The organism is Streptomyces sp. NPDC050264 (genome assembly GCF_040655895.1).
Taxonomy (GTDB): Bacteria; Actinomycetota; Actinomycetes; order Streptomycetales; family Streptomycetaceae; genus Streptomyces.
On the sequence record NZ_JBFAKV010000003.1, the window covers coordinates 203143 to 221841 of the forward strand.

21 protein-coding genes and 2 pseudogenes are annotated in these 18699 nt (G+C 71.1%); 6 read left to right on the forward strand and 17 right to left on the reverse strand.

Going from position 1 to position 18699, the window contains the following annotated elements; all coding sequences use genetic code 11:
• Positions 1-76 precede the first annotated feature (76 nt).
• Complete coding sequence (locus AB0J02_RS06085; RefSeq protein ID WP_363192369.1) at positions 77-496, forward strand: TIGR03618 family F420-dependent PPOX class oxidoreductase; 420 nt, start codon at positions 77-79, stop codon at positions 494-496.
• 125 nt (positions 497-621) lie between these two features.
• Here the strand turns inward: AB0J02_RS06085 and AB0J02_RS06090 are convergent, their stop codons facing one another.
• Complete coding sequence (locus AB0J02_RS06090) at positions 622-966, reverse strand: hypothetical protein (protein ID WP_363192370.1); 345 nt, start codon at positions 964-966, stop codon at positions 622-624.
• Complete coding sequence (locus tag AB0J02_RS06095) at positions 963-1556, reverse strand: hypothetical protein (RefSeq protein WP_363192371.1); 594 nt, start codon at positions 1554-1556, stop codon at positions 963-965. The genes AB0J02_RS06090 and AB0J02_RS06095 overlap by 4 nt, the downstream gene beginning before the upstream one ends.
• 107 nt (positions 1557-1663) lie before the next feature.
• Here AB0J02_RS06095 and AB0J02_RS06100 point away from each other — a divergent pair, with 107 nt between their 5' ends.
• Together AB0J02_RS06100 and AB0J02_RS06105 are read left to right on the forward strand one after the other, a co-directional pair.
• A complete protein-coding gene (locus AB0J02_RS06100) occupies positions 1664-2647 on the forward strand; it encodes a helix-turn-helix transcriptional regulator (RefSeq protein ID WP_363192372.1) in 984 nt (327 codons plus the stop codon).
• Positions 2648-2693: 46 nt separating this feature from the next.
• Positions 2694-3668 carry a LuxR C-terminal-related transcriptional regulator gene (locus AB0J02_RS06105; RefSeq protein WP_363192618.1) on the forward strand — a complete coding sequence of 325 codons (975 nt, stop codon included), beginning with the start codon at positions 2694-2696 and terminating at the stop codon, positions 3666-3668.
• Positions 3669-3718: 50 nt separating this feature from the next.
• Here AB0J02_RS06105 and AB0J02_RS06110 read toward each other — a convergent pair whose 3' ends face one another.
• The 3 genes from AB0J02_RS06110 to AB0J02_RS06120 form a co-directional block, all read right to left on the reverse strand.
• Positions 3719-4840: a substrate-binding domain-containing protein gene (locus AB0J02_RS06110; RefSeq protein WP_363192373.1), complete on the reverse strand. Its 1122-nt coding sequence runs from the start codon at positions 4838-4840 to the stop codon at positions 3719-3721.
• A gap of 182 nt (positions 4841-5022) precedes the next feature.
• Entirely contained in the window at positions 5023-5412 is a 390-nt protein-coding gene (locus tag AB0J02_RS06115) for a nuclear transport factor 2 family protein (RefSeq protein WP_363192374.1), read from the reverse strand.
• A gap of 139 nt (positions 5413-5551) precedes the next feature.
• On the reverse strand, positions 5552-6277 hold the full coding sequence (locus AB0J02_RS06120; protein ID WP_363192375.1) for an alpha/beta hydrolase family protein: 726 nt from the start codon (positions 6275-6277) through the stop codon (positions 5552-5554).
• 114 nt (positions 6278-6391) lie between these two features.
• Here AB0J02_RS06120 and AB0J02_RS06125 point away from each other — a divergent pair, with 114 nt between their 5' ends.
• Positions 6392-6745 (forward strand): helix-turn-helix domain-containing protein, encoded by a 354-nt coding sequence (locus tag AB0J02_RS06125; RefSeq protein WP_363192376.1) that lies wholly within the window; start codon positions 6392-6394, stop codon positions 6743-6745.
• Between the two features lie 8 nt (positions 6746-6753).
• On the opposite strand, the pseudogene AB0J02_RS06130 reads toward AB0J02_RS06125, so the two are convergent.
• Positions 6754-7582 (reverse strand): annotated as a pseudogene (locus AB0J02_RS06130) (helix-turn-helix domain-containing protein).
• 151 nt (positions 7583-7733) lie between these two features.
• Positions 7734-8071 (reverse strand): annotated as a pseudogene (locus AB0J02_RS06135) (ATP-binding protein); the annotation flags it as partial.
• Positions 8072-8084: 13 nt separating this feature from the next.
• On the opposite strand from AB0J02_RS06135, the gene AB0J02_RS06140 reads away from it, so the two are divergent.
• Positions 8085-8174: a DUF397 domain-containing protein gene (locus tag AB0J02_RS06140; RefSeq protein WP_363192377.1), complete on the forward strand. Its 90-nt coding sequence runs from the start codon at positions 8085-8087 to the stop codon at positions 8172-8174.
• 3 nt (positions 8175-8177) lie between these two features.
• Here the strand turns inward: AB0J02_RS06140 and AB0J02_RS06145 are convergent, their stop codons facing one another.
• From AB0J02_RS06145 to dnaK, 5 genes are all read right to left on the reverse strand, one after another.
• Positions 8178-8702, reverse strand: a complete 525-nt coding sequence (locus AB0J02_RS06145) for a GNAT family N-acetyltransferase (RefSeq protein WP_363192378.1) — start codon at positions 8700-8702, stop codon at positions 8178-8180.
• Positions 8703-8809: 107 nt separating this feature from the next.
• Complete coding sequence (locus AB0J02_RS06150) at positions 8810-9259, reverse strand: helix-turn-helix domain-containing protein (RefSeq protein WP_363192379.1); 450 nt, start codon at positions 9257-9259, stop codon at positions 8810-8812.
• A gap of 5 nt (positions 9260-9264) precedes the next feature.
• Positions 9265-10467, reverse strand: a complete 1203-nt coding sequence (gene dnaJ / locus AB0J02_RS06155) for a molecular chaperone DnaJ (RefSeq protein WP_363192380.1) — start codon at positions 10465-10467, stop codon at positions 9265-9267.
• Positions 10468-10515: 48 nt separating this feature from the next.
• Entirely contained in the window at positions 10516-11205 is a 690-nt protein-coding gene (gene grpE, locus AB0J02_RS06160; RefSeq protein WP_363192381.1) for a nucleotide exchange factor GrpE, read from the reverse strand.
• On the reverse strand, positions 11205-13070 hold the full coding sequence (dnaK, locus tag AB0J02_RS06165) for a molecular chaperone DnaK (RefSeq protein ID WP_363192382.1): 1866 nt from the start codon (positions 13068-13070) through the stop codon (positions 11205-11207). Before dnaK ends, grpE begins: the two co-directional genes overlap by 1 nt.
• A 217-nt stretch (positions 13071-13287) precedes the next feature.
• Here dnaK and AB0J02_RS06170 point away from each other — a divergent pair, with 217 nt between their 5' ends.
• Positions 13288-14112, forward strand: coding sequence for a glycosyltransferase (locus AB0J02_RS06170; protein ID WP_363192619.1), 825 nt, complete (start codon positions 13288-13290; stop codon positions 14110-14112).
• 19 nt (positions 14113-14131) lie between these two features.
• On the opposite strand, the gene AB0J02_RS06175 is transcribed toward AB0J02_RS06170, so the two are convergent.
• From AB0J02_RS06175 to AB0J02_RS06195, 5 genes are all read right to left on the reverse strand, one after another.
• The gene (locus AB0J02_RS06175) at positions 14132-15187 is read right to left on the reverse strand and encodes an LCP family protein (RefSeq protein ID WP_363192383.1); all 1056 of its coding nucleotides are present in this window, start codon (positions 15185-15187) and stop codon (positions 14132-14134) included.
• A complete protein-coding gene (locus AB0J02_RS06180; protein ID WP_363192384.1) occupies positions 15174-16328 on the reverse strand; it encodes a glycosyltransferase family 4 protein in 1155 nt (384 codons plus the stop codon). The genes AB0J02_RS06175 and AB0J02_RS06180 overlap by 14 nt, the downstream gene beginning before the upstream one ends.
• 11 nt (positions 16329-16339) lie before the next feature.
• Entirely contained in the window at positions 16340-16756 is a 417-nt protein-coding gene (locus AB0J02_RS06185) for a hypothetical protein (protein WP_363192385.1), read from the reverse strand.
• Between the two features lie 76 nt (positions 16757-16832).
• Complete coding sequence (locus AB0J02_RS06190; protein WP_363192386.1) at positions 16833-17906, reverse strand: MraY family glycosyltransferase; 1074 nt, start codon at positions 17904-17906, stop codon at positions 16833-16835.
• Entirely contained in the window at positions 17876-18658 is a 783-nt protein-coding gene (locus AB0J02_RS06195; protein ID WP_363192387.1) for an NAD-dependent epimerase/dehydratase family protein, read from the reverse strand. The genes AB0J02_RS06190 and AB0J02_RS06195 overlap by 31 nt, the downstream gene beginning before the upstream one ends.
• Positions 18659-18699: the final 41 nt, after the last annotated feature.

Here is an 18699-nt window from a genome sequence, read left to right on the forward strand (position 1 = left end):
ACAACTCTGACCTTTAAAGCGTACACAAAGTTGAGTCTATTCCGCTCAAGGTTGTGGAGGGGATAGGTTTCGGGCCATGGCCAAGCAGATCGACCTGGACGCCCCCGGCACCACCTTTCTCGACTTCTGGCGGGAACGGCACCTGTGCACGCTGACGACGCTGCGCCCGGACGGCACGCCGCACGTCGTCCCGGTCGGCGTGACCTACGACGCCACGGAACGGGTGGCCCGGGTCATCACGGACAAGGCCAGCCGTAAGGTCGCCCACATCCTCGCCGCGCCGGCCGCGGCCCGGGTCGCGGTCTGCCAGGTCGACGGCCGGCGCTGGTCGACCCTGGAGGGCACGGCGACCGTCCGCACGGACCCGGCGCTGATCGCGGACGCCGAACGCCGCTACGCCGAGCGCTACTCCCGCCCTCCGCGCCTCAACCCGAACCGGGTGGTGATCGAGATCGCGGTGGGCCGGGGCACGGGCAACGCGGTCTTCGACGAGTAGCCCGCTTCCGCGCCCCTACACGGATCCCGCACACAAAACTGCAGCGGCGCCACCGTGTTCAGGTTCACGGTGACGCCGCTGCGGGGGGAAGCACCTGCGCGATCTACTACGACGGGGGAATCGCGTCAGGCACTGCGGGGGGTGGCAGAGGTGGTACTGGTGTGCGGGGCCTCGGGCCCCGCGTCCCCGACCAGCTGGTGATCACGCTGGTCGAGATTGACGAAGATCATCCCGTACCGGACGACGGTCCGCACCGGCTGCGGGGCGCCGCGCGGGCGACGCAGACACCGGTAGGCCCGGAGGTCGTCGTCGTCGTCCCGCACCACGATGATCGGCTCCCCGAACAGGGTGACCATGAGCGAGTCACCCGGGTTCGGGACGGCGGTCACGAGGTCGATCGTGTGCCAGCCGGACCGGTAGGCGATCGCCATCTCGCGGCGCAGGGTCCTGTCGTCGGGCGGGGTGATCATGCGTCTGCGTCCGTGGGTGTGGAAGTCCAGATCGGGTCGTCACTCGCCGTCTGCGCCGTGGGTGTGGAAGTCCAGATCGGGTCATTACTCGCCGTCTGCGCCGTGGGGGCGGCAGTCCAGATCGGGTCATTACTCGCCGTCTGTGCCGTGGGGGCGGCAGTCCAGATCGGGTCATTACTCGCCGTCTGTGCCGTGGGGGCGGCAGTCCAGATCGGGTCATTGCTCGCCGTCCGCGTCACCTGCACTGCCGGGGCGGCGTTCCAGATCGCATCGCCGGGCGCTGCCTGCGCTGCCGGTGCAACGTTCCAAATCGCGTCACCCGGCGCTGCCGGGGCAAGGTTCCAGATCGCGTCGGCGGGAGCCGCGTGCGCCGTCGGCGCCGAGTTCCAGATCGCGTCGGCGGGCTTCGCCTGTGCGGTGGGCGCAAAGTTCCAGATCGCATCACCCGGTGCCGCCTGCACCGTCGGCGCCGAGTTCCAGATCGCGTCCGCCGGGCCAACCGCACCGAAGACCAACCCGGCGGAGAAGGCGCCGGCAAGTGCGACACCAAGTATTCCCTTACGCATAGTGGGTTTTGTCCTCACTTCCATGGCTACTCTCCCCCGGCTCTCCATGACGATGGCTCATTCAGCCACGCAAACACCACAGGGTCGATGCATCATGTTCCTGCACGTTCAGGACCCTGGGGGGTGGAGCAATGCCATCAACGAGCTCAAACCGGGCACATCCACACGCCGCTACCGAGTTGTGTGACGCGGGAAAACGGTTGTACGCGGCCGCACTCCGGTCAGGACGTGTAGCCCGCACCGAAGTAACCGCAGCTCCCTGTCTCCTGGACCTCGCGCTCCTGCACCCCGACGCGGAGGATCCCGCGTGGCTCCTCCCGGTGCCACCTTCCGCGGCGCTTTCACAGCGGCTCCAGCCCCTTGAACGTGAAATCCGGGAGCGGCGCCTCCTCACGGTCGAGCTGACCGACACCTTCGAGCCATTCTTGGCCATCAGCGCCCAGGCACAACCCACCACCCAGACGGTCACCGTCCTCGAAGGCAAGGACCGGATCAACGCGGCCATCGAAATGGCCCTCGCGGACTGCACCTCCGAGCTGCTCACGGTCCAGCCCGGCGGCGGCCGGGACGAGCACACTCTCACCAAAGCCCTGCAGATGGGCAAGGAGATCACCGACCGCGGCATCACCATGCGTACGCTCTACCAGCACACCGCCAGGCACAGTCACGGCACCCTCGCCTACGCGGAGGCGCTGGCCCAGGGCAACGTCGAGATACGCACGCTGGAGGAGCTGATCGAGCGGCTGATCATCATCGACCGCTCGGTGGCGTTCATTCCCGCACGCGAAGACCGGCACGCCGCGCTGGAACTGCGGCACGCCGGCCTCGTCGAGTATCTGGCCAGTGTCTTCGAGCAGCTCTGGCAACGGGCGGTACCGCTGCTCGACGAAGCTCCCTACGCCCCGCCGACCGATGGCATCACCGGGGTACAACGTTCCATCGCCAAGCTCCTCATCGAAGGCCACGTCGACGAAGCCATCGCTCGCCGCCTGGGCATGAACGTACGTACCTGCCGTGCACATATAGCCAAACTGGCCGCCGCCCTCGGCAGCGGCAGCCGCGCTCAGCTCGGCTATCTGATAGCCAGGTCAGGAATTCTCGAACGGGAGAACTGACGCTCCTGCCAGGAACCCCACAGCCGGTCGAAGAGAGTCACACGTGATCCCAGTCGCCCATCAGCACGGACCCGAAGAGCTCTGCGAGGCCGGATCGAGTCTGTATGCACGGACACTGCGTGAGGGGCGTGTACGACGCGACGAAGTCGAGCCCGTCCCGTGCCTGGAGGAATTCGGCCTGCTGCGCCAGGATGCCGACGACCCGCAGTGGCTGCGCCCGGTCCCGCCGGCGGTCGTGCTCCCGGATCTGCTGAAGGCCGTCGAGGACAGCATCGCGCAGCAACGCCGCAAAGAGGCGCGGCTGGCGGAGACGTTCGCCCCGCTGATCGACCTCGCCGCGCAGCGCGCCGCGATACCGAGCACCCCGATGATCGACGTCCTGCTCGGCTTCCAGCGGATCAACGACGCCATCGGGGACGCCGCGGCCGCCTCCTCCAAGGAGCTCCTGACCATTCAGCCCGGCGGGTCCCGGCCGCCCGATCTGCTGGCCGCGTCACTGCCGCGCGAGCAGGGGCTGCTGGCGCGCGGCTGTCGCATGCGCACCCTCTACCAGCACCCGACACGGCACTCGCCGGCCGTGCTCGCGCACTTCGAACAACTCGTGGGTGACGTGGAGGTCCGCACTCTCGACGAGGTCACGGAACGCCTCGTCATGCTGGACCGGACGGTGGCCTTCATCCCCGCCAACCCCGACCGCACCGTCGCCCTGGAGATCCGCCACCCGGCCCTGATCTCCTACCTCGGCACCACCTTCGAGCGGCTGTGGCGGCTGGCCACGCCCATGTTCCCGACGGACAATCAGCCCGCGCCGCAGCAGAACGAGGTGTCCGACCGGCAGCGCACCATCGCGGGCATGCTGATCGAGGGGCACACCGACGCCGTCATCGCCGAGCGCCTCGGCATGAACATCCGCACCGTCCGCGTCCACATCGCCAAGCTCGCCGCGACGCTCGGCAGCGACAGCCGGGCCCAACTCGGCTATCTCATCGGGCAGTCGGGGATTCTGACGCAGGAGGACTGACCGGGCGGGATGGTCGGGTCCCGCACCGGCCGAGGGTGATGGAGGGAGGGCTACTTCAGGCCCGCCTCCGCGCACGCCTGGGCGTACTTCGTCGTGCAGATCTCCTTCACCTTGAAGATCCCGTCCTTCACCACGGTCTGCTTGATGTTGTCGCGCGTCAGCGCGACGACACTCACGCTCGCCGTGCGGACCTGCTTGGTCGTCGGGCTGTCGGTCCGGCCCATCGCGAGGGCCTCGAACTCGATGGTCCGGCCCTGCGAGACCCGTACCGCCATCTCGGCGGCCGTCGCGGCCTCCTGCGGGTACGGCTTGTAGACGCTCATGTACTGATCGCCCGTCAGAATGCGCTGCACGGCGGCGAGTTCGGCGTCCTGGCCGGTGATCGGCGGCATCTTGGTGATCCCGGCCTCCTTGAGCGCGGCGACCACACCGGCCGCCATACCGTCGTTCGCCGAGTAGACCCCGGCGATGTTGGAGGCGCCGAGCGCCGCGATGGCCTGCTCCATGTTGGCCTTGGCGTTCTGCGGCTTCCAGGCCACCGTGTCGTACGACTTCGCGATCGTCACGGCGTCGGCGAGCTCCGCGCGGGCGGCTTCCTTGAAGTCGGCCGCGTTCGGGTCGGTCGGCGAACCGTTGATCATGACGATCTTGCTGTCCTTGGTCGCCTTGTCGCCGAGCGCCTGGACGAGTTCCTTGCCCTGGGTCTGGCCGACGAGCCCGTTGTCGAAGCCGACGTACGCGTCCACGGGACCCTGGGCGAGACGGTCGTACGCGATGACGTGGATGCCGGCGTCCTTCGCCTTCTGCACCGAGGCGGCGATCACCTTCGCGTCGACGGCGTCGACGATCAGCGTGTCCACCTTCTTGGCGATCATCTGCGCCACCTGCTGGTTCTGCAGCTCGGCATCCTGCCCGGCATTGGCGTAGACCAATTGCCCCTCACCGTCGGTGAGCTTCGCTATCTGTCTCTTGATGATGGGGTAGTCGAATTTTTCGTAGCGTGCCGCCTCCTTCTCCGGCAGCAGCAGACCGATCTTGACGTCGTTGCCCTTGCGCACGGCCGTGCTGGTGTCGCTGTCCCCCCCGGGCAGCACACCACCGCAGGCCGAGAGCGAGACCACTAGGACGGATGCGACTCCGGCCAGACCGGCGCATCGCATACGCGTGTTCATTCCGGATACCTCCCTGACGTGGCCGCAACGTTGCGGCCGAGGTGGCTCGAAGCCAACTCGGCCGCCCAAGTCGCGTCAAGAGGTGAAGCAACACCGCAACGAAACCGCATCCGTTACTTCCCCACATGAAGCCAGATACGACGAATACCGGACATCTGTACCCGGCGGTAACACCCCTGGTGTCAGGCTCCGTCGGGCACCCGGTCGAGGAACCCGTGCACGGCCCGGATCCGGCCGTCCTCGGCGAGCTCGATCACGTCGAACCCGGCCACGGGCGCCGAACCGTCCGCCTCCGACACCAGCTCCCAGCCGAACCGGGCGATCCCGTGATGCCCGTCGACCGCCCCGAGCGGCCGGAAGAAGAACCCGGGGAACCGCTCGTGCGCGGCGCCGATGACGGCCGCGATCCCCTCGTGCCCCGCGACCTCGGCCAGCGGGTCGGTGTACGTGCCGCCCTCGGCCCAGGCGGCGGCGACGGCCTCGCCCCGCTCCTCGGCGTCCGCCGCGTTCCAGGCCTCGAAGTAGCGGGCGACGGCGGTCTCGTGGCTGGTGTTCTGTGCCGTGGCGGTCATATCTCTCGGCCTCCTGAAGCCCGTGTCGGTCAACACTTGGACCCGGAGCCCGAGCGGAGTGCGCCGCCCGGGTTCCGGTGACCTCAGGGTGCCGGGAGGCGCTCACCCGGTCGATTACGTCGGAGGTAAGGGCGCCGGCCTACGAGAGCTTCAAAAGCAGGTCGCTGAGCTCGTCCGGCATGGTGATCATGCAGTCGTGGCCGGTCGGCAGCTCCCAGATCTGGGCCGCGGCGCCGTTGGGCTGGACCGGGGGGACGGGGCGCCGGGTGACGCCCTCCGGCGCGGCGCCGACATTGTGGATGTGCGTGCGCGGGATCGCGTGCGCGGCCGGGTTGTCCAGGCGCACCGGCTGCTGCAGACAGCGCACCGGCTGGTCGGAGAGCATCCCGCGCAGCCACGCGACGTCCGCCGGGTCCGTGACGCCGAACAGGCCGAAGGGCGCGGGCTGCTCGGGCATCGGCGGCACGCGCCAGCCGCTCCCGGACTTCTCGGCAAGCTCGATCAGGTGCCGCGTCACGGGCATGACGTCGACCGCCGATTCGCCGTCCTCCGGGACCATCGCGTCGAGGTAGACGAGGTGCGCGATGCGTTCCGGGACCCGGTGGGCCGCGGAGGAGATCACCAGCCCCGCGTAGCTGTGGCCGACGAGTACGACGTCGTCGAGATCTTCCTCGGTGATCAGCCCGACCACGTCGTCGACGTGCGTATCGAGCCCCACCTCAGGACCGGCCAACTGCACCTTGTCGCCATAACCGGTCAGGGACGGCGCGAACACACGGTGCCCGGCGGCCTCCAGTAGCGGCACCACGCGCTCCCAGCACTGTCCGCTGTGCCAGGCGCCGTGTATCAGCAGGAATGTGGCCATGGTTGGTTCCCTTTCGTGCCTCGGTACTCTTTGAGTACTAAGAACACGCTGGTGCATACCGTGCGCCGAAGGCAATAAGGCACTTTTCAGTGCCTCGGTTCTCTGGAGGTAACCATGGAGAGCACGGGCGACGCGTGCCGGACCCGGGTGGTGCTCGACATCGTCGGCGACAAGTGGTCGCTGCTGGTCGTGCGCAATCTCAGAGACGGACCGCGCCGTTTCACCGAGCTCAAGAGGTCCATCGACGGGATCAGCCAGCGCATGCTCACCGTGAAGCTGCGCAGCCTGGAGCGGGACGGGATCCTCACCCGCACCGTCCACGAGGTGATGCCGCCGCACGTCAGCTACGAGCTGACCGGGATGGGCATCACCCTGCGCGAAGCCACCGCGCCCCTGCTCGAATGGAGCGTCGCGCACCTCACCCGCATCGACGAAGCCCGCGGGGCGTATGACGCCCGGCAGGACTGACGCGCGGGTCAGTGCGGTGTGGGGCGGCAGCCCGGGCAGTGGTGGGGGTCGGGGCCCCGGTAGGCGCGGTCGCAGGTGTCGCAGTTGCGGAGGGGTGCCGGACGGGCGGCGGCGCGAGAGGTGCTCTGAACGCGGCGCCCCGAGGCGGCAGTTGGGCCGTCAGCCGGTGCGCGAGGAGGGCCGTCGGGCTGTGGATCGGGCGGTCCTGGGGCAGGTCGCGGATGAGGGCGTGGCGGACGGCGGCGGGGGTCAGGTCGCGTTCCAGCCAGGCGGCGACTCCGGGCGTGAGGCGTTCGGCGTCGCGGGTGGAGAGGGCGAGGCGGGCGTCCACGCGGTGCAGGCCGGCGAGGAGGTCGGTCGCCGCCTGGAGAAGGGCGGGCGGCACGGGGTGCTCCGGGTGGGGGACGGCGAGGGGCCGCGGCTTCTTCGGCGGCGGCGGTCGGCGCCTCGCGGGGGCTTCGGGGGCGGTGCCCGGCTGGTTGCAGGAGACCGTGCGCGTACGGACCCGTCCGTCGGGGGTGCGTCGGCGCTCGCGCCGCAGGTAACCGTGGTGTTCCAGCTCGCGCAGGGCGGCGGCGATACGGGTGGTGCCTCCGGGAAGCGGGCCGCGAGCGTTCTGACGTCGGCGCGGGCTCCTGCCGGGAGGGACTGGATGTGGACGGCGAGGCCGATCGCGAGGCCGGAGAGTTCGCTGTGCTGGGCCAGGTGGTTGCCGACGACCGTGAAACGGGTGTGGTGCCGGGTGTTCTCGTGAGCGATGCCGTACCCGTCCGTGGGGGCGTTTGTGGCAACTCCGGACTGGGCGGGCGGGGGCGCGCTAGGGTGCTCGGTATCCATCAGGAAGGTCTCTTCTTCCTCGGCGGTCAGGCCCTCGCACTGGGATTGCAGTCCCAGCGGGGGCCGTCGCATGTCTGATGTTGTGGTCGGTGCTGCTGGGCGTGAGCGTAGAGGTCGCAACCGGGCGCGGCGCAAGCCGAGTTGATGATGTTCACCCGACCGTGTCGCGGGAGGTGGGGTGGGGCTTGGTCTGGTTTCTTTCCCTCTCGACCGTTCCTTTGGTGTTGTCGTCCCCGCCACCGGAGTACGGGTTTCCGTGCCCCGGCCGTCGCCCGAGATCGAGGTCGGCCCAGACCGTTTCACGGGGGCTCGGACCTGCGGTGACGCCCCAGCGGTCGGTGAGGGCCACTACGAGGACGAGGCCGCGCCCCGACTCGGCTTCGGCGGGCGGCAGTTGAGGTTTCGGGACGGCTTCACCCCGCGCGTCGGTGACTTCGACGCGCAGGGCGCCCCAGTGACGTACAGGCTGAGGCGGAAGTCGCGGCCGGGCGCACCGGCGTGCGTGACGTCCAAGGACCCCGGGCGCCGCCACCTCACGGTCACCGACACCGCCTGGGCCGGGTTCGTCGGCTACGCCGCTCGCGAGAGCTGAAGCTCAGCCCTCGAACTCGGTCAGGTCGATCGCGTACAGCAGGGCCCTCCCGTCCTGCGCGGAGCCCGTGGCGGCCATACCGAGCTTGTCCAGTACCTTCGCGGAGGACGTGTCGTCCGGGGCGGTGATCGCCACGACCCGGTCGATGCCGCGGTCCTGGAGGGCGAACTCCAGGGTGGCGTGGGCCGCCTCCGAGGCGTACCCCTGGCCCCAGAACTGACGCCCGAGCCGCCACTGGATGCCGATGTGGCCCGCGATCTGCGCCGGGGCGTCGGGCACGTACAGACCCACCGCACCCGCCAGCTCTCCGGAGCCGAGGAGTTCGACGGCGAAGAGGCCGAAGCCCTCCTCGTCCCACTCCTCCTCCCAGCGCTCGATGTCCTCGGCGGTCTCGTCGAGGGAGCGCGGGGCGCCGTCGCCGATGGTGCGCATCACGGACGGGTCGGCCTGGATCTCGGCCAGCGCGGCCAGGTCGTCGTCGGGCAGCCAGCGGCGCAGGAGGAGCCGGGGGGTATGGATCTCGGTCATGGGTCCATCCTGCGGCATGGGCGGGAACGGGCACGTGATGGGGCCCCGGCGGTGATCGACTCACCTCCGGGGCCCCATCAGCACGGATCAGTACGGATCAGTACGGGTCAGTCCTGCGACCGCTTGGGCCGCCACACCACCAGCGCGCTGGTGTGCTGCACCTCCTGGTACGGGACCAGGTCGCGGCGGTACGAGGCGTGTACCGCCGCCTCACGTTGCTGCATGGTCGCGGCGGCTCCCTCCACGGCGGCGGAGAGTTCCGCCACGCGGGACTGGAGTGCCGCTACCTGGTTCTCCAGCTCGATGATGCGTTTGATGCCGGCGAGGTTGATGCCCTCGTCCTGCGACAACTGCTGGACGGTGCGCAGCAGTTCGATGTCGCGGGCCGAGTAGCGCCGGCCACGCCCGGCCGTGCGGTCGGGCGAGACCAGGCCGAGGCGGTCGTACTGGCGAAGGGTCTGCGGATGCAGGCCGGATAGCTGGGCCGCCACCGAAATGACGTACACCGGGGTTTCTTCGGTGAGTTCGTACGGGTTGGTGCGACGCCGGCCGTCCATCTCGCTCAAGCTCCCTTCGCGGCCTGAAACAGTTCTGCCCGCACATCGGTGTCCTCAGTCGCCTTGCGGAACGACTCGAGGGCCGAACGGGCCTCGTCGGTCAGGTCCTCCTCCTTGGGGACGGCCACCTCGACCGTCACCAGGAGGTCGCCACGCGTGCCGTCCTTGCGGACGGCGCCCTTGCCGCGGGCCCGCATCGTCCGCCCGTTCGGCGTGCCCGGGGGCAGCTTCAGGGTGACGGACGGGCCGCCGAGCGTGGGCACCTTGACCTCGCCGCCGAGCGTCGCCTCGGTGAACGTGACGGGCACGGTCACCGTGAGGTTGTCGCCCTTGCGGCCGAAGACGGGGTGCGTGTCGACGTGGACCACTACGTACAAGTCGCCCGCGGGACCGCCCCGTTCACCGGGAGCGCCCTTGCCGCGCAGGCGGATGCGCTGCCCGTCCGAGACACCGGCCGGGATGCGGACCTGCATGGTGCGGGACGACTTGGCACGGCCCGAGCCCTTGCAGACGTCGCAGGGGGTCTCGGCGATCAGGCCGCGGCCCTTGCAGTCCACGCACGGGTCGGTGAGGGAGAAGCCGCCACCGCCGCCGCGCGAGACCTGCCCGGTGCCGACGCAGGTCGGGCACACGCGCGGTGTGCCGTTCTTGTCGCCGGTGCCGGAGCACGCCTTGCAGGGGGACTGGGACGACATGCGCAGGGGAACCGTCGCGCCGTCCACGGCCTCGGTGAAGCTGAGCGACACCTCGGACTCGATGTCCTGGCCGCGGCGCGGCTGGACACGGGTGCCCGCGCCGGCGCCGCCCCGGTTGAACAGGCCGCCGAAGACATCGCCGATGCCGCCGCCGAACCCGCCGGAGCCGCCCTGCCCCTGGCTCTGGCCCTGGGCGCCGCCTCCGAAGAGGTCGCCCAGGTCGAAGTTGAACGTGCCGCCGCCGCCCCCGCCGGGTCCCGGACGGAACCCGCCGTTGCCGAACAGGGCGCGCGCCTCGTCGTACTCCTTGCGCTTCTTGGGGTCCCCGAGGACGTCGTTCGCCTCCGAGATCTCCTTGAAGCGCTCCTCCGCCTTCTCGTTGCCCTTGTTGGCGTCGGGGTGGTTCTCCCGGGCGAGCTTGCGGTACGCCTTCTTGATCTCGGCGTCGGTGGCGTCCTTGGGGACGCCGAGGACCTTGTAGTAGTCCTTCTCGATGAAGTCCTTGGTGCTCATCGGCCTCGACGTCCCTCCTCACTCACATCGGTTGTCACGCGGATGACGTCAGCCCTCGTCCGGGCCACCGCTCTCCTTCTCCGCGTCCGCCTCGGGGGCGTCGGCGGCGTCGGACGTGCCCGCCTGCGCGCCGGGCTGCGGCTCGGCCACCGCCACGCGCGCGGGACGGATGGTCCGCTCGCCGATCCGGTAGCCGGGCTGCAGGATCGCCACGCAGGTCGTCTCGGTGACGTCCGGCGCGTACGAGTGCATCAGGGCCTCGTGGATCGTCGGGTCGAAGGGCTCGCCCTCCTTGCCGAACTGCTGGAGTCCCAGCTTGGCCGAGACCGTCTCCAGCGATTCCGCGACGGACTTGAAGCCGCCGACGAGCTCGCCGTGCTCACGGGCCCGGCCCACGTCGTCGAGGATCGGGAGCAGCTCGGTCAGGAGGCTCGCGACCGCGATCTCCTTGACCGTGACCCGGTCCCGCTCCACACGGCGCCGGTAGTTCTGGTACTCGGCCTGCAGGCGCTGGAGGTCCGCGGTGCGCTCGTTGAGCGCGGTGCGCACCTGGTCCAGCTGGGCCGTCAGGCCCACGTCCTGCGCGGATACCTTGCTTGCGTCCCCGGCCGGGGACGCCGGGGACTCCTGGGCGGAGTCCTCGGCGGCCTGCGGCGCGGCGTCATCGGGGGTGGCGCCGGAGGGGACGTCGGGCTGCTCGGCGTTCTCGCCGCCGAGACCCGGGGTCTCCTCTGTCATCAGGCGGCGCCGCCCTTCGCGTCGGGCTTCTCGTCGTCGACGATCTCGGCGTCGACGACGTCGTCGTCCTTGGACATGTTCGGCGACTCGGCGCCGGGCGCGGCACCCTCGGCGCCGGCGGCCTGCGCGCCCTGGGCGTCGGCGTACATGGCCTGGCCCAGCTTCTGCGAGACGGCGGCGACCTTCTCGGTGGCGGTGCGGATCTCGGCCGAGTCGTCGCCCTTGAGCTTTTCCTTCAGCTCGGTGACGGCTTCCTCGACCTCGGTCTTGACGTCACCGGGGACCTTGTCGGCGTTGTCGGCGAGGAACTTCTCCGTCTGGTAGACGAGCTGCTCGCCCTGGTTGCGCGACTCGGCGGCCTCGCGGCGGGCGTGGTCCTCCTCCGCGTACTTCTCGGCCTCTTCGCGCATCCGGTTGACCTCGTCCTTCGGCAGCGAGGAGCCACCGGTGACGGTCATCTTCTGCTCCTTGCCCGTGCCGAGGTCCTTGGCCGTGACGTGCATGATGCCGTTGGCGTCGATGTCGAAGGCGACCTCGATCTGCGGGACACCGCGCGGGGCCGGCGGCAGACCGGTCAGCTCGAACATTCCGAGCTTCTTGTTGTACGCCGCGATCTCGCGCTCGCCCTGGTAGACCTGGATCTGCACGGACGGCTGGTTGTCCTCGGCCGTCGTGAAGATCTCGGACCGCTTGGTCGGGATCGTGGTGTTGCGCTCGATGAGCTTGGTCATGATCCCTCCCTTGGTCTCGATGCCGAGGGAGAGCGGGGTGACGTCGAGGAGCAGGACGTCCTTGACCTCGCCCTTGAGGACACCGGCCTGCAGGGCGGCGCCGATGGCGACGACCTCGTCCGGGTTCACGCCCTTGTTGGCCTCGTTGCCGCCGGTCAGCTCCTTGACGAGCTCGGCGACGGCCGGCATACGGGTCGAGCCACCGACGAGAACGACGTGGTCGATCTCGGAGAGCTGGATGCCCGCGTCCTTGATGACGTTGTGGAACGGCGTCTTGCAGCGCTCCAGAAGGTCGGACGTGAGCTGCTGGAACTGGGCGCGCGTGAGCTTCTCGTCCAGGTGCAGCGGGCCCTCGGCGGACGCCGTGATGTAGGGCAGGTTGATCGTGGTCTCGGTCGAGGACGAGAGCTCGATCTTCGCCTTCTCGGCGGCCTCGCGCAGGCGCTGGAGCGCCATCTTGTCCTTGGCGAGGTCCACGCCGTGGCCGTTGTTGAACTGCTTGACCAGGTAGTCGACGACGCGCTGGTCCCAGTCGTCACCACCGAGGTGGTTGTCGCCGTTCGTGGCCTTCACCTCGACGACGCCGTCGCCGATCTCCAGGAGGGACACGTCGAAGGTGCCGCCACCGAGGTCGAAGACGAGGATCGTCTGGTCGTCCTTGTCGAGGCCGTACGCCAGGGCGGCGGCCGTCGGCTCGTTCACGATGCGCAGGACGTTCAGGCCCGCGATCTCGCCGGCCTCCTTCGTCGCCTGGCGCTCCGAGTCGTTGAAGTACGCCGGGACGGTGATGACCGCGTCGGTCACCTTCTCGCCCAGGTAGGACTCCGCGTCGCGCTTCAGCTTCTGCAGGATGAAGGCGCTCATCTGCTGCGGGTTGAAGTCCTTGCCATCCAGGTTGACCTTCCAGTCAGTGCCCATGTGGCGCTTGACGGAGCGGATGGTCCGGTCCACGTTCGTGACCGCCTGGCGCTTGGCGACCTCGCCGACGAGCACCTCGCCGTTCTTGGCGAAGGCGACGACGGACGGCGTGGTCCTGGCGCCCTCGGCGTTGGTGATGACGGTGGGCTCGCCGCCTTCGAGAACGCTGACGACGGAGTTAGTCGTGCCCAGGTCGATGCCGACCGCACGTGCCATTTCGATTCCTCCAGCTGATACTTGAGTGGAACTGACTCAAGACTGCAACACCACCCCCCTCCCCGTCAACAGACATGAGTCCACCACACTCAACTTTTATCCTGCGCTTATGGGCAGTCCTCTCGGACACCAGCCCTGACCAGCCTCTTTTACGAAGCTGTCAGCGGCCCGTACGACGGAAGGAGCCCCCGTGGAGCCGCCCCGGGTAGCCGTTCTGATGACCGGCCACAACCGCCGAGTCACCACACTCGCCACTCTCGACACCCTGGCCACGCAGCGCGGCCTGCCGCCCGGCACCCGGATACGGGTCCATCTGGTCGACGCGGGCTCGACGGACGGCACCGCACGGACGGTGCGCCGCGCCCACCCCGACGTCCAGGTGACGGTCGTGGGGTCCGACGTCTACTGGGGGCACGGCATGCGCCTCGCCAGCCGCAACAGCCGCGCGGCGGGCAGCCCCGAACCCACGCACCAGCTGTGGCTGCACGACGGCGTCCGGCTCGCCCCGGACGCGGTGGCCCGGCTCCTGGGCGTATCCCGGGAACTCGACGATCAGGCGGTCGTCGTGGGCGCCGTCCGGCACCGCGGTGTCACCACCCACTCGGGGCGCCGCCGGCACGGCCGCGCCCTCGCCCTCGTCGAACCGGCCGACGGGCCCGAGCCCTGCGACACGTACGACGGCCACGTGGTCCTGCTCCCCTGGGCCGTACGCGAGCGGGTCGGCGACATCGACAAGGTCTTCCGGCACGGCATGGGCGACCACGACCACGGCTTCCGGGCCCGGCACGCGGGCGTCGCCGCGTACGTCGCCCCGCACCACGTCGGCGACGGCCCGGCCGAACCGGTGCGGCGCGGCTCCCGCGAACCCGGCATCGGGGTACGCGAGGCGCTGCGGCGCAGGGCCTCGCAGCCCGAACTGCCGGTGTGGCAGTGGTGGGTGTACTGCTGGCGGCATACGGGGGTGCGGGCCCCGGTGCTGATGGTGTCGCCGTACGTGGTGACCGTGGCACGCGCCCTCGCGGCCAGCCGCGCCACCCCGTGAAGGTTCCGGTGGCCCGCCGTCAGAGCTCGTCGTTGGCCGGGTCGTACGCGTTGTAGAGGCGCTTCGGCAGTGCCCTGTCCTGGCGCAGCGCCTCGAACAGCTTGTCCGTCTGGTCCTCGACCGGCATGTAGCGCCCCCAGTAGTCGGGGTGCTCCACGCTCGGCACGGTGACCATGGCCGTACGGCCGTCCGGCACCTTCGCCGCGCCCTCCGCCAGCCCGTACAGCTCGCTCAGCGAGTCGAGGCCCTTGTCGGCGGTGAGCGAGGAGGTCACCGCGTGCAGGACCGGGTACAGGCGCGTCGTGTGGTCGAGCAGCCCCGCACCCCGGACCTTGGCCATCAGCTCGCGCACGAACTCCTTCTGGCGCTCGATGCGTTGCAGGTCGCTGCCGTCTCCGACGCCCGTGCGGCCGCGCACGAAGACCAGGGCCTGGGCGCCGTTGAGGTGCTGCTCGCCCTTGTGCAGGACGACTTTGCCGTGGGGCACCCGCATCCGCTCGTGCACCTCGACGTCCACGCCGCCGAGCGCGTTCACGACCTTCTTGAACCCGGTGAAGTCCAGGACCAGATGGTGGTCGACGCGGACACCGCTCAGATCCTCGAAGGTGCGGACCGCGCAGGCCGCGCCCCCGCGCTCGAAGGCCCAGTTGAACTGCGCGTACTCCGGCTCGCTGCGCTCCCCGTCCGGCAGCCGGCAGGCCGGGATGTCCACCATCAGATCGCGCGGCACGCTCACGAGCGCGGCCCGCTTCCGGTCCGCGGACAGGTGCAGCAGCATCGTCGTGTCGGAGCGCTGGCTGTCCTTGGTCGCCTCGATGTCCGAGCCCATGACCAGGATGTTCCGCGCGCCGGGCCGCAGCGCCACGGGCCGCTTTCCGTGGTCGGCGTCGAGGGCCCGGTCGGCGTCCGAGTCGGTGCGGATGTTGCCGTTCAGGAGCGCGTACGCGAGACCGCCCGCACAGACGGCGGCCACCAGGAGCGCCCCGGCGCCCAGGGTGCTCCAGCGCATCCAGCGGCGCGTGAGCAGCTTCCTGAAGAAGAGCCGCGGTCGGCGGAGAACATCACGCGGTGCCATGCGAGGCCCCTTCCGCGGACCGGACGACGGAGTCGTACAGCTCCTCGGACCGTTCGACCCACACCGCCTCCCCGTACCGCTTCGCGTAGATCCCGCGGCAGTGCTCGCGCAGCGTGGGGAAGATCCGCTCGGCGGCGGCCAGCGCCGCGGGCAGCGGGGCGTCCCAGGCGGTGACGGTGCCGGTGCCGTCGGCGCGTACGGCACGCGGCGCGGCCGACCCCTCGAAGGCGAGCACGGGGAGCCCCGCCGCCAGGGCCTCCAGGTAGCCGGGGGGCAGCGCGCCCTCCGGCCGGCGGCCGGGCAGCACGAGCCCACGGTAGCCGGACAGCGTGCGGCGCAGCGCGGTGCGCTCGACGGTGCCGAGGAACCGCACGGACGCGGGCGCCGCCGCCCGGCACGCGCGCTCCAGCGGGCCCTCGCCGACGACGTCCAGGCGTTGTCCCGCGGGCCAGCGGCGCAGCAGGTCGAGGATGCCCTCCTCCGAGGTGAGCCGGCCGTCGAAGACCCAGACGTGCCCGTCGTCGTGCGTCTCCGCAGCGGCCGAACTCCGCGCCACCGGAACGAAGTTGGGTACCACGGCGAGCCGCTCGGCCGGCAGACCGGCCCGCGCGTACGTGTCCCGGCTCAGCTCCGAGAGGACGACCACGCGATCGGCGCGCCGCAGCAGCGGGTCCTCCCTGACCCCGCCGCGGGAGGCCCACGCGAGCGGCAGCGTGGCGAGCCGCGAGCCGCGGTAGCACCCGTGCCGCACCCCCGCCCACCGGTCGCCGTCCACGCAGCGGGTGCACGGCGCGCCGTCCCGGTACAGGTCGGCCGCCGCGCACAGCGGGCGGTAGTTGTGCAGGGTCGCCACCAGGGGGCGGGTCCACTCGGCGGCCCAGGAGCGGCCGAAGTCGGGGAACAGGTTGTGCACGTGGACCACGTCCGGCGCGAAGGCGCACAGCGCGGGCAGCGGGCTGCGGCCGTGCCCGGTGGCGACGGTGAACGCGCAACGGGCCGCGTACCAGGGCGGGTTCCGCAGGCCGTCGGTGCGGGTGGCGACGAGGCGCACCTCGTGGCCGGCGCGGCCGAGGGCGGCGGCCTGGTCGAGGACGGCCTCGTTCTCGCCGCCGAGCACGGCCGGGCCGTGGAAAGCGTGCACGAGCGCGATCCTCACGCGAGCACCGCCCCGTGCGACACACCGGACCGTACGAGGGCCAGGTCGCGGCCGAACTCCCCGGCCCCGGCGAGCACCTGAGGCAGTTCAGGCGCCGAGTCGACCTGTAGCAGCACCCGTTCCCCGGGCGCCACCACGTCCTCCCACACCCCGTCCAGGCGCCGCACCCACGCGCGGTCCCGGTCGCCGAGCGCGTACGGCAGCACGTGCCAGTCCACGTCGCGGGCGGCGACCCTGCGCACGGGGGCGCGGGCTCCGCCGAACGGCTCGAAGGAGACGATCCGCCCCCGGTAGCCGCGGCGCCGCAGCGCCCGCCCGAAGGCGCCGTCCTGCCCGCCGGCGTCCAGCACCAGGTCGATCTCACGGTGGGCGAGTTGCCGCACCAGCTCCCGCATCCGGCCGAGGCTCGTCATGCGTCTGCTCCCTTGCGTGTACGTGGACCTGTACGTGGCGTTCACGTGGACGGGGCCGGCCCGGGCTCCGTCCACGTCAGGCGTCGGCCCGCACCAGGTCGACCGTTTCGACCCGCGCCGCCCGCGCCCGTCTGCGTCCCCCGTAGACCGGCACCCGCAGCAGCAGCACCACCGCCACCAGCGCCGCCCCGCCCAGCCACCACACGACCGACGCCCCTACGGCCCCGCGGTGCAGCAGCACCCCGGTGGCCGCGCCGAGCCCGGCGGCGGCACCGAGCACCACCGCCACCCCGGGCACGGTGATCCCGAGCCGGCGCAGGCGGTGCGCGATGTGGTCCGGGCCGCCGCGCAGCACCCCGCGCCCGGCCCGGCGCCGCGACACCACGATCAGCACCGTGTCGGCGCTCGCCACGACGGTGACCGCGAACAGCGCGGCCGGGGACGCGGGGGCCTGGTGCCCGGCGTGCGCGAGCAGGGCCGCGCACGCCACGAGGAAGCCGGTGAACAACGAGCCGCAGCCGCCCAGGACGACCCGGGCCGGATGCCAGTTGTGCACCAGGAATCCTGCGAGCGAGGCGGCGAGCAGGCCGAGGAGGACGGCGAGGGAGCCGAGCCCCTCCGCTCCCGCGCTCACGCACAGGCCGAGCGCGGTGACGACGGCCACCACGCCCATCGCCCCGTCGGAGTGGTCGAGGAGCTTGAAGGCGTTCGTCACGAACACGATCCACAGCACCGCCAACGCACCGGTGCTGAAGCCGAGTTGGGTGCCGTGCACCACCACACTGGCCGCCCCCGCCTCCACGATGACCTGCGCCCGCGCCCCCATCGGCCGCAGGTCGTGGAGGAACCCGAGCAGGGCGACGGCGCCCGCCGCGAGCAGCAGGGTGCCCGTGGTGGAGCCCAGCGGGACGAATCCGGTGACGGCCCCCGTCCCCGCGACGAGGCCGGTGGCGCCGGCCACGGCGACCCCGCCGAGGTGCGGCACGGTCCGGCCGCGCGCCGTGCGCCCGGCGGGTCCGATGCCGAACGAGGTGCGCAGCGCCAGGGCCCGCAGCGCCGCGGTCAGTGCGGCGGCGAGCAGCAGCGCGGTCGCCGCGGCGGCGATCCCGTACAGCACGCTCAGACCCGCGCCGCGGCGACGGGCGCGCACAGCGCCGGGCCCGCTTCGCAGAGGGCCGCGTCGGAGAGGGCCGCGTCGACGATGTCCGTGATCCCGAGCGCGGGTTCCCAGCCGGTGGCTTCGCGGAGCCTGCACGGATCGGGGAAGCCGTGGTCGCCGGCGCCCTCATCCTCGTAATCCTCGTAATCCTCGTACGGGAGGAAGCGCACCGGTGCACCGGAGCCGGAGCGCTCCGCGACGAGGGCCGCCAGAGCTCCGACGGTGATCTCCTCGGCGCCGCCGATGTCGAAGGCCGCGCCGCTCGCGCCCGGGTGGTCGAGCAGCCGGACCAGCGCGTCGACGACATCCGTGACGTGCGTGAGGGCCCGGCGCTCGGCGCCGTCCCCGTGGACGGTGAGCGGCTGCCCGGCGACGGCCTGTGCGGCGAGGCGCGGCAGGAGGGTGCCGGAGGCGGGCGACTGGCGCGGCCCGACGGTGTCGGAGAAGCGGACGGCGGTGGTCCGGCCGGTTCCCACGGCGAGGCGGGTGTCGCTGCCCGCGGCCAGGTGGACCACCGCGTCGCAGCGGCCGGTCAGCTCGTCGAGCAGGCGCGTGTCGCGGGCCGAGCCGCGCACGAAGCGCAGTCCCGGGTCGGGCCAGGCGGCGGCGAGGTGGTCGCGGCGGCCGGTGGACAGGTCGTCGAGGACGACGACGGTGTGGCCCCGGGCGAGCAGCGCGTCGGTCAGGTGCGAGCCGATGAAGCCCGCGCCTCCGGTGACCAGGTACGTCAGGGGTGCGGTCATCGTGTGGGCCCCTCGGTGAGTTGCGGTATCGGGGTGACACC